The sequence below is a fragment of the Streptomyces sp. NPDC048196 genome (assembly GCF_040652715.1).
GTDB classification, from domain to species: Bacteria; Actinomycetota; Actinomycetes; order Streptomycetales; family Streptomycetaceae; genus Streptomyces; species Streptomyces siderophoricus.
The window spans coordinates 176,002-185,300 of sequence record NZ_JBEZMM010000012.1 but is presented as its reverse complement, the minus strand read 5'-3'; the positions used below and the strand labels follow the sequence as shown (position 1 = coordinate 185,300).

The window sequence follows — 9,299 nt, the reverse complement described above, 5'->3', positions numbered from 1 at the left end:
GTGCCGTGCTGGAGGGAGTTGGCGACCAGCTCGCTGGCCGCCAGGACGCCGAGGTTGTGCAGCTCCGGTGAGAAGCGCCAGGAGGCGAGCACCCCCACACCCGCAACCCCCGGACATCGCTATGAGGCCCTTCGCCCGCGGCCCTCCCACCGAGACAAGGACGTCTGCCATGACCCCGACCCTGCGTACCGACCGACTGCTCTTCCTCCCCTACCGTCCCGAGGACGAGGACGACTTCGTCGGGCTCCTCAGCGACGAAGTGGTCTGTCGCTGGATGGGCCAGGAGAGATGTTCCGAAGCGGAGATCCGCACCATCTACCGCTCGATCCTCACCGACGTCTACGGCAAGAACCTCTTCGACGTGTGGGGGGTCTGGTCCGACGGCGACTACGTCGGCCACGCCGAGATCAAGAAGACCGGCAACGTCGACGGCCACGAGGCCGTCGCCGCCCTGGTCAGAAAGCACTGGGGCCAGGGCCTGGGCAGCGAACTCGTGCAAGGCCTACTTACCTACGCCGCGGACACCCTCGGCCTCGAAGAGGTCTACGGCATGGTCGGCGCCGAGAACACCGCCAGCCTCGCCCTCTGCGAACGACTCGGCTTCCGCCACGTACGCGACGTCGTCTCGGACACCGGAGGGGTCACCAAGATGCTGGTGGTGTCCACGGCCCAGGACACCCCGGAGCCCTCCCCGAGCGGCCACCTGACCCGTTGAGCCCCACGTCGGGCAGGTCGCCGACGGCCGCACCCCTCGCCGGGGTGCGGCCTTCGGCTCAGCTACCTACGCTGCCCAGCCGCCGTACGGCACGGTGATGAGCTCCATCGCATGACCCGCCGGGTCCAGGAAATACACGCCCCGACCACCGTCGTTGTGGTTGATCGAGCCGGGCTGTTGCTGGTGCGGATCGGCCCAGTGCGCGATGCCCAGCTGCTTGATCTGCGCGTACGCCCGGTCGAACTCCTCCTCGGAGATCAGGAAGGCGTAGTGCTGCGGGGTGATTTTGTCCGCGGGGATCGTGGCGAAATCCAGCGTGACGCCATTGCCCAGACCGACGGCGATGAACGGTCCCCATTCCGCGGTGATGTCAAGGCCCAGCAGTTCCGCGAAGAAGGCGGCGGACTCCCGGTTGTCCCGGGCGTGGATGATCGTGTGGTTCAACTCGACTGACAAGGAATGCCTCCGAAGGCATCTCCCGACACCTCCATGCCTCACCCAGCCGGTGACCGACACGCGATGCCGCCGCAGAGCGTAACCGACCTCCTTGTGGTCTGCAGCCAATTTCCCCGGAGCACCGGTTCCCCCGCATCTCGGCGTGCGGATCCGCCCGTCCGGGCAAACGCTGGAGGGAGAGAGCCGCCCGCGGCGTGCCCGCTCAGCGCCCGCTGCCCGTGGCGCCGCGCCCCAGTGAGGAGGACCCATGGACGCGTCCCGGCCCGGATACACCGCAGAGCTGCTGAGGCATTTCGCCGATCTCCGTGACGGTACGCACGAGCGCGCGGTCTCCCGTGAGGACAAGGAGCGTCTCTTCGCCCGGACGGTCGAGCTCCTCGACCCGTACGCCCGGCAGGCACTCGGCGAGATCAACGAGGACCTGCTCCTGGGCACCGGAGAGATCCTGGCCACCGGGATGCGGACGGACGACGCGGGCGCCGATGCGGTCTGGTCCCTCACCTGGCCCGAGCAGCGGGACGCCGGTGTCAGCCCCATCGTGCTGCACGCCTTCTTCGGCGCTGCGTTTCACCATCCGCATCTGCGCGGTGGCCCCTTGCGCGACTGGCCGCTCAACGTCTTCACCGAGGAGCAGGCCGCCGCCAAGCTGTCGGCCCTGCGCGAGATCGCGGCCGCGGAGCTCCACAACATCGTCTTCGAGCGGGACTACCGGATCATCCCGGCCACGGTGCGGGAGCACGCCCACTGAGCACGCCGGCTGGGAACGGGACTGGGCGCGCCCACCGGGCACGCCCACTGCGTGTGTCACCCCAGGCCCAGCAGCTCCGCCAGATTCCCGCCCAGCACCCGCTCCCGGACCTCGCCGGGCGGCGTGACCCGCTCCACGGTGGCGCGGGACAGCACGGGGTCGCCGTACGGGGCGTCGGAGCCGAAGAGGGTGCGGGTGGGGAGTGCCTGGACGGCCAGGCGGACGGCGAAGACGATGTTCGCCGTGGACAGTTCCAGGTAAATGTTGGGCGTGACCTGGGCCAGTTCGATCGCTGCCATCCAGTGCGCCCCGGCCAGTTGGCCGATCACCAACGGCACCCTCGGGTAGCGGGCCGCCAGCCCTGCCAGGGTCCGCACGTCCGCCGCGGTCGTGGGCGCGTAACCGTGGACGACCACGGGGAGCCCGCCGTGGTCGTCGGCCGCCCGGAGCACCGGCTCGACCAGCGCCGCCCGGTCCGGGGGTGGGGTGAGCTCCCCGATGCCGTGCAGTCCGCGGCCGGCCACTTCCCGCGCCACCCACGTCGCCGTCCCGGCCTCACCCAGGCCCAGGGGCACCGAGCCGAAGCCCAGGAAGCGGGTGGGGTGGGCGGCCAGCGCCTCGTCCAGCTCCCGCCACGCCGCGGCGTACCCGTCGTCACCGGCCGGGTCCGTACGACCGTCGGTGCCGCCGCTCAGCGCGCGTTCCAGCACGCCCATCTCGTGACGGAGGGAGGCCAGGTCCGTCGCCCGTTCCGGATGCGGACGGGTGGCGAAGAGGACCGTACGCTCCACGCCCGCGTCGTCCAGCGCGGCCAGGTGGAGGTCCAGCGGGTCGTGGACGTGACTGTGGGCATCGATGATCATGTGCGCCTTCCTGGGGTGCGGGCCACCGGCGGAATGCGGGTGGCGGGGCCAGTGTTGATCCCTGACACCGTTGGAAGGTCAAGCGAGAGGGGGAGGCCGTGCTGATCGGGGAGCTGGCCGAGCGGACCGGGACCAGCGAGCGGCTGCTGCGCTACTACGAGCGGGCGGGGCTGCTGCGGCCCGAGCGGCTGGCCAACGGCTATCGGGCCTACGCGGAATCCGACGCCGCCGCCGTACGCCGCATCCGGGCCCTCCTCGCGGCCGGACTGCCCACCCGGGTCATCCGCCAGGTGCTGCCCTGCACCACCGGCACGGCCGCGGTACGGCCCTGCCCCGGCGTGCTCGACGCGCTCCGGGACCAGCTGCGCGTCCTCGACCAGCGGTCCGCCGAGCTCGCGGCGGCCCGTGAGGCGCTACGGGAGACGCTCGCGGGCGCGGAGGCTCACCGGGGATGAGCGGACGACACCACCCGGTGAGCGGACGAAGCGGACACCACCACGGTGAGCGGACAACACCACCGCGCTGAACCCCACTCAGCCCTCGGCCCGTCAGCAGCTCACTCGACCTTCGGCCCGTCGGCCGATGGCCCCTCACTCGTCGTCTTCGGCCCGGCGCTCGCCCTCCGCCTGGGAAGGCTGGGTCCGCATCGTCTCGGGGTGCTGCGGCTGGCCCGGATCCATGTCCTCCTCCAGCCGCTCGCCCTCGGCCTGCGACGGAGTCGTGTATTCGTCGTACTGGCTCATGGCCGCCTCCGCGTACTGGCTCGTGGCCGCCACTGCGGTCGGAACGCCTGCCTGCATCGAGCGTAACCCTTCCGGTGACCGGCGGCCCGTGCTGGACGGCGACCCTCGCAACCGGCACCCCGCCGCACGCTCCGGACAAGGTGAGGAGGAGTATCGAGCCATGGCAAATGGCGCAGGGGCCAAAGCAGTTGTGATCGGAATCGCCGCGCTCGGCGTGGTCGCGGCGCTCGCCGTACTGTGGGTGCTCAGCATCTTCGGGGCGATCTTCTTCGGCTGGGGGCCCCTGGGGCCGTGAGCGGCCGAGCGGGGCGGCCGCGCAGCACGCCTCCCCGCGACCGCCTCCCTCCGCGGGGCTACCGCAACGCAGCGGCGATCAGCCCCCGGATCTCCTCCTCCAGCACGCCCCCGCCGCCCAGCAGACGGTCGAAGACCAGCCCGTCCACGCAGGCCAGCAGGGTGAGCGTGCGCCCTTCGGCATCGGCCACCCCCTGCGCGGCCAGGAAGTCGCGCACGGTGTCCCGTCCGGCGTTCTCCCGCGGTACCAGGATCTCGCGCAGCTCAGGATGGTGCGCGCTCTCCAGGGCGCACGCATAGCGCGCGAGGGACCGCTGCCGCCCTTCTCCCGTGAGCCGCTGCTCGACGAACCCGGCGATCCGCCCGGCCAGTTCGTCGGCGTCGCGCGGCGCGGGTGTCGCTTCCCCCGCGCTCTGCAGCTCCTCCTGGTCGCGTACGACGAGCCGCCGGACCAGCGCGGTGAGCAGTGCCTGCCGGGTGCGGTAGTACGCGGAGGTGGTGCCCGCCGGCAGGTCCGCCGCGCGGTCCACGGCCCGGTGGGTCAGCCCCCGCATCCCGGCCTCGGCGAGCACGTCGATGGCGGCGTCTGCGAGAACCGTACGTCGATCTGTGGTCACCCCTCTTTTCTACACCTGTAGAGGTGCGGTATACGATCTTCTACATCTGTAGAAGATCGTGGAGAGGGGCCGTTGTGGGCAGCAGCGCAGTGGTGGTCGGCGGGGGCATCGGCGGGCTGGCCGCGGCGATCGGCCTCCGCCGGATCGGCTGGGACGTGACCGTCGTCGAACGCGCCCCGGTCCTCGACGACGCCGGCGCGGGCATCTCCCTGCACGCCAACGGCATCCGCGCCCTGGATGCCCTCGGCGTCGGCGCAGCGGTACGTGCGGCCGCACGGCCGCAGTACCTCGGCGGCACCCGTACGCCGGACGGAGGCCGGCTGGCCCGTATGGACGGCGCGGCGCTGGAGCGCGAACTGGGCACCCCGATCGTCGGCATCCCGCGCGCCGCGCTCCACCGGGTGCTCCGCGAGGCCCTGCCGCCCGAGTCACTCCTGATCGGCGCCGAGGTGACCTCCGTCGACCGCTCCGACCCGGCCCGGGTGCGGGTACCCGTGGGGGAGACCCGGCTCGAAGCGGATCTGGTCGTGGCCGCCGACGGCATCAACAGCCGGCTGCGCAGCCAGCTCTTCCCCGGCCACCCCGGTCCGGCGTACAGCGGCTCGACCGTACTGCGTGCCATCACCGAGCACCCGGTCGAGCTGCGCACCGACTTCGAACTGACCTGGGGCCCGGGCGCCGAGTTCGGCCACATCGCCTTCACGGACGGCCGCGCCGAGTGGCATGCGGTCCTCAACTCGCCCGCGGGCGTGCGTTTTCCCGATCCGCTCGCCGAACTGCGCCGCCGATTCGCCGACTGGCACGACCCCATCCCGGCGCTGCTGGACGCCACCCGTCCCGAGGCCGTCCTGCACCGCGACATCAACGAACTGGTCACCCCCCTGCCCACCTACGCGGTGGGCCGCATCGCCCTGCTCGGCGACGCGGCCCATGCCATGACCCCCAACCTCGGCCAGGGCGCCTGCCAGGCCCTGGAGGACGCGGCCACCCTCGCCGCCGCCCTGGCCGCCGAGCCCCGCGTCGAGGCGGCGCTGACCCGCTACGACGCGGAACGCCGCCCCCGTAGCCAGTCCGTCGCCCGCGCGGCCCGCCAGGCCGGCCGTATGGGCCAGCAACTGACCCACCCCTTGGCCATCGCCCTGCGCAACACCGCACTCCGACTCGCCCCGTCCCGCGCCACCGTCCGCACCGTCCTGCGCCATGCCGACTGGACGCCGCCGCGACTGCACTGACGGAGACGTACGGATGCGCCGACGCGGTACGTACCGACCGCGCGGCCGATGGCGCCCGATGGACCTGAGGGAACTGAGGGGCCTGAGGGAACTGAGGCACTTGAGTCTCCAGTAAGGGGAGACGCAAAGGTAAGGACATGCACGGCGACGACCTCCACTCCCACCACTCCGACGGCTCCTACGGCAACGGCCCCTACAGCGACGGGCTTTGCGACGAAGGCCTCTACTCCATCGGTGAACTGGCCAGGCGCACCGGCCTCACGGTCAAGACCATCCGCTTCTACTCCGACCGCGGCATCGTGGCGCCGACCGACCGCAGCCCGGCCGGCTACCGCCGCTACGACGCCACCGCCGTCGCCCGCCTGGAGCTCGTACGGACCCTGCGCGACCTGGGGCTGGATCTCGCCACCGTCCGCAAGGTCATGGAGCGCGAGGTCTCCCTCCCGGAGGTCGCCGCGACCCACGCCGAAGCCCTGTCCGTACAGATCCGCGTACTGCGGCTGCGGCACGCGGTGCTGACGGCGGTGGCCGAGCGCGGTTCCACACCCGAGGAGACCGACTCCATGCACAAGCTGTCCCAACTCACCGAAGAGCAACGCCGAGAGCTGATCGACGACTTCCTCAACGCCCTCTTCGGCGACATCGACGCCCCTCCCCACCGTGGTATTGAAACCGAAATTGCTGCCGCCGGTACGGAATTCACCGCGATCGTGCGCTCGATGACCCCTGCGCTGCCCGACGAACCCCATGCCGAGCAGGTCCGGGCCTGGGTGGAACTCGCCGAACTGGCCCTGGACACGGACTTCCGGGCGACGGTGCGCCGGATGGTCGAGGAGTACGCCGCCGAGCAGCCCGGTGCCGGCGCGGGCCCCACGCCCGACCTGGTCGCGGTCGTCCGCGCGTACGTCGGTCCGGCACTGGCCGCAGGCATCGACCCGGCCGCCCCCGAAGCCGATCCGACCGTCGCGGCCCTCACGGCCCACTACGCGACCGTGCCGGGCCGCCTTGACATCCCCGGGGACACCCCCGAGGGCATCCCCGAGGTCCACCGCCGACTGCTGCACCGCCTGGAATCCATGAACGACCCTCGCAGGGACCGCTACTTCCAGTTGCTCGCAACGATCAACGGCTGGCCGGCCCCGGAGCCCACGGCGCCGGTGCTCGACTGGGCCGTCCGGGCGCTGCGACTCCGGACGTCCTGCTGATGACGGCCCCTGTCCCACTGCACGTGGACGCTACGACGACCGCGCCCGCCCTCCTGCTCCGGCCCTGGCGCTCGACGGACGTCCCCGCGCTGGTCGAGGTGTGCCGGGACCCGGCTCTGCGGCGCTGGACCAGCGTTCGCGTGAGCGACGAGGCCGACGGCCTGCGCTGGGTCGAGGCCCAACGGCAGGGCTGGACCACCGGCGACCGGTTCGCCTTCGCCATCCAGGAAGCCAACCCCCGTCGGTCGCCTGGCCAGTTGATGGGCCACGTGGTCCTCAAGGCCGTCGCCCACGGCAAGCCGTCAGCAGAAGTGGGCTACTGGACCGCGGCCCCCGCCCGAGGACGAGGCGTGGCACCGCGCGCCCTCCAGGCCGTGACCGACTGGGCGTTCCGCACCTTCGGCACCCACGGGCTGCGCCGTATCGAACTCCTCCACCGGCTCGGCAACCAGGCGTCGTGCCGCGTGGCGGAGAAGACCCACTTCGCCTTCGACCGCATCCTTCCGGCCGCGCCGCCCACCTTCCCCCTCGACGGGCACCTGCACGTCCTGCGCCGGGAGGAGCAACGCGCGACCTGAGTGCCGTGACGGCTCGACAGCCGGGCTATTCGGGTCGCTCGTCGGCGCGGCGGGTGGCCACCGTGTCGAAGAGTCGCCAGCCGTCCATCTCCGCGGTCAGCGGATCGTCGGGCCGCCAGCCCTTGGTCAGGGCCTCGTCGAGGAAGGCACGTACGGTCCCCGGCTCGTGCAGGTTCAGCAGGGGGCCGTTGGCGGTGCCGATCGCACCGGAAGGCATGACGTAGCCGTCCGGGACGAGCCGGTCGGGGCCGCTGCGGAAGACGATGTGCAGCCGGCCGCGCGCCTTGAACCGGCGGACGACGAGGATTTCGCAGCAGCCGTGGTACTGGCTGTTGCCCACGGCGTCGTGGACGTGGTGCAACGACCACAGGAAGGTTTCGCCGTCGACGACGAGGCGGCGGGCTGTCTTTTCACTGCGAGGCATCGGCAGATGGTAGCCGCGTCCGGAGGCCGTCCCGCCGGCGGACAACGCACAAATGGAGGCTGGAAATCCGATTTCATTGTGCGTGACGGTATGGCGGAGGGTGCGGTGCTGGGCGCGTGGGAAGCGCCTCCGATCTGCACATCACCACTCCATTCAAAATGTTGAGTTCTGAAGCATATTTGGAATGCCAAATTCCGGACGGTCGGAACCTGATGGAAACGCCCCTAGTCGAAAAAATGTCCTGTACGAACCGTGCTGGCGTGTGGCACCATTTGAGCGTCGCGGACTCGGGGGACAAGTAGGCGACAAACGGGGGGAAACCATCTTCTGCATGTCTGCGTATTGACCGGGCGCAGTGAGCACGCCCATGGGTTCTCGCAATTTCGGCCCGGGCCGCGCCTCTGCGTGCCCGCACTCAACAGTGTTGGATTTCCGTGATAGCAGAAGAAATTTATGATCTGGTATTGGATGACTTGTTCATCCGGGCCGATCATCTCGCACCTGGAAGTTCAGTCTTCCTCAAACTAGAGGGCCTCAATCCGGCAGGCTCGGTCAAGCTCAAGACGGCCATCGCCCTGGTGGCCCAGGCCGAGGACTCGGGACGCGAATTTCCGCGTACCCGCCTCATCGAATCGACCTCGGGGAATCTCGGCGTGGCCCTCGCCATGGTCTGTGCGGCCAAAGGGTACCGCCTGACCTGTGTGACGGACCCCAATGCCAACGCGCAGTCCGTGCGGCTGATGCAGGCGCTCGGCGCGGAGGTCGTCGTCATCGACATCCGCGACGGCAACGGCGGTTATCTGCAGTCCCGCATCAACTACATCCGCGACCGCCTGGCATGCGAACCCGACACGTACTGGCTGAACCAGTACGCGAATCCGGCCGGCCCCCAGGTGCACCGTGACCGCACCGGGCGCTCCATCCTGGACGAGATCGGCCATGTCGACTACGCCTTCATCGGGGCCGGCACGACCGGGACCCTGATGGGGTGTGCGGAGTATTTCCGGCAGCACAGCCCGGCCACCCGGATCATCGCCGTCGACGCCGTCGGGTCGGTGTCCTTCGGCGGCCCGCCCGCCCGGCGCCACATTCCCGGACTCGGTACCAGCCGGCGTCCCGAAATCCTCGACGAGCGCCGTATTGACGAAGTCGTCATGGTGCCCGAAGCGGATGCCGTGGAAATGTGCCGGATGCTGGCCGAAGAACGCGGGCTGCTGCTCGGCGGATCCAGCGGGACGGTGCTGTCCGCCGTACGCGCCAAGGCCAAGGAAATCCCCGAGGGAAGCGTCGTGGTCGCCCTTTCGCCGGACTTCGGTGAACGCTACCTGGAGACGATCTACAACGACTCCTGGGTGGCCGACCGCTGGCCCGAACTCATCTGCTCGGAAATTTCGGAAGTTTCTCAGGCCGGCGCCTGAGGAGAG

At 70.4% G+C, this 9,299-nt stretch carries 13 protein-coding genes; 8 read left to right on the top strand and 5 right to left on the bottom strand.

Annotated features, from left to right (window positions below):
* The first annotated feature begins 169 nt into the window (after positions 1–169).
* Positions 170–715: a GNAT family N-acetyltransferase gene (locus AB0E02_RS15940; protein WP_362139418.1), complete on the top strand. Its 546-nt coding sequence runs from the start codon at positions 170–172 to the stop codon at positions 713–715.
* A 66-nt stretch (positions 716–781) separates the two neighbouring features.
* On the opposite strand, the gene AB0E02_RS15935 is transcribed toward AB0E02_RS15940, so the two are convergent.
* A complete protein-coding gene (locus AB0E02_RS15935; protein ID WP_362139415.1) occupies positions 782–1,171 on the bottom strand; it encodes a VOC family protein in 390 nt (129 codons plus the stop codon).
* A 247-nt stretch (positions 1,172–1,418) separates the two neighbouring features.
* Here AB0E02_RS15935 and AB0E02_RS15930 point away from each other — a divergent pair, with 247 nt between their 5' ends.
* Positions 1,419–1,919 carry a hypothetical protein gene (locus tag AB0E02_RS15930; RefSeq protein ID WP_362139412.1) on the top strand — a complete coding sequence of 167 codons (501 nt, stop codon included), beginning with the start codon at positions 1,419–1,421 and terminating at the stop codon, positions 1,917–1,919.
* A 56-nt stretch (positions 1,920–1,975) separates the two neighbouring features.
* Here AB0E02_RS15930 and AB0E02_RS15925 read toward each other — a convergent pair whose 3' ends face one another.
* Entirely contained in the window at positions 1,976–2,782 is an 807-nt protein-coding gene (locus AB0E02_RS15925; protein WP_362139410.1) for an amidohydrolase family protein, read from the bottom strand.
* A 98-nt stretch (positions 2,783–2,880) separates the two neighbouring features.
* Here AB0E02_RS15925 and AB0E02_RS15920 point away from each other — a divergent pair, with 98 nt between their 5' ends.
* Positions 2,881–3,237 carry a MerR family transcriptional regulator gene (locus AB0E02_RS15920; RefSeq protein WP_362139408.1) on the top strand — a complete coding sequence of 119 codons (357 nt, stop codon included), beginning with the start codon at positions 2,881–2,883 and terminating at the stop codon, positions 3,235–3,237.
* Positions 3,238–3,372: 135 nt separating this feature from the next.
* Here the strand turns inward: AB0E02_RS15920 and AB0E02_RS15915 are convergent, their stop codons facing one another.
* On the bottom strand, positions 3,373–3,582 hold the full coding sequence (locus AB0E02_RS15915) for a hypothetical protein (RefSeq protein WP_201801559.1): 210 nt from the start codon (positions 3,580–3,582) through the stop codon (positions 3,373–3,375).
* A gap of 103 nt (positions 3,583–3,685) precedes the next feature.
* Between AB0E02_RS15915 and AB0E02_RS15910 the strand changes: the two genes are divergently transcribed.
* Entirely contained in the window at positions 3,686–3,820 is a 135-nt protein-coding gene (locus tag AB0E02_RS15910) for a hypothetical protein (RefSeq protein WP_362139406.1), read from the top strand.
* 58 nt (positions 3,821–3,878) lie between these two features.
* Here the strand turns inward: AB0E02_RS15910 and AB0E02_RS15905 are convergent, their stop codons facing one another.
* Complete coding sequence (locus tag AB0E02_RS15905; protein ID WP_362139404.1) at positions 3,879–4,436, bottom strand: TetR family transcriptional regulator C-terminal domain-containing protein; 558 nt, start codon at positions 4,434–4,436, stop codon at positions 3,879–3,881.
* Between the two features lie 74 nt (positions 4,437–4,510).
* Between AB0E02_RS15905 and AB0E02_RS15900 the strand changes: the two genes are divergently transcribed.
* The 3 genes from AB0E02_RS15900 to AB0E02_RS15890 all read left to right on the top strand — a co-directional run bounded on the left by AB0E02_RS15900 (position 4,511) and on the right by AB0E02_RS15890 (position 7,451).
* The gene (locus AB0E02_RS15900; RefSeq protein ID WP_362139402.1) at positions 4,511–5,668 is read left to right on the top strand and encodes an FAD-dependent monooxygenase; all 1,158 of its coding nucleotides are present in this window, start codon (positions 4,511–4,513) and stop codon (positions 5,666–5,668) included.
* A gap of 137 nt (positions 5,669–5,805) precedes the next feature.
* A complete protein-coding gene (locus tag AB0E02_RS15895) occupies positions 5,806–6,873 on the top strand; it encodes a MerR family transcriptional regulator (protein WP_362139400.1) in 1,068 nt (355 codons plus the stop codon).
* Positions 6,873–7,451, top strand: a complete 579-nt coding sequence (locus AB0E02_RS15890; protein WP_362139398.1) for a GNAT family N-acetyltransferase — start codon at positions 6,873–6,875, stop codon at positions 7,449–7,451. Before AB0E02_RS15895 ends, AB0E02_RS15890 begins: the two co-directional genes overlap by 1 nt.
* A 25-nt stretch (positions 7,452–7,476) precedes the next feature.
* On the opposite strand, the gene AB0E02_RS15885 is transcribed toward AB0E02_RS15890, so the two are convergent.
* Complete coding sequence (locus tag AB0E02_RS15885; RefSeq protein ID WP_362139396.1) at positions 7,477–7,875, bottom strand: hypothetical protein; 399 nt, start codon at positions 7,873–7,875, stop codon at positions 7,477–7,479.
* A gap of 434 nt (positions 7,876–8,309) precedes the next feature.
* On the opposite strand from AB0E02_RS15885, the gene sbnA reads away from it, so the two are divergent.
* Positions 8,310–9,293, top strand: coding sequence for a 2,3-diaminopropionate biosynthesis protein SbnA (gene sbnA / locus AB0E02_RS15880; protein ID WP_362139394.1), 984 nt, complete (start codon positions 8,310–8,312; stop codon positions 9,291–9,293).
* The last annotated feature ends 6 nt before the right edge of the window (positions 9,294–9,299 follow it).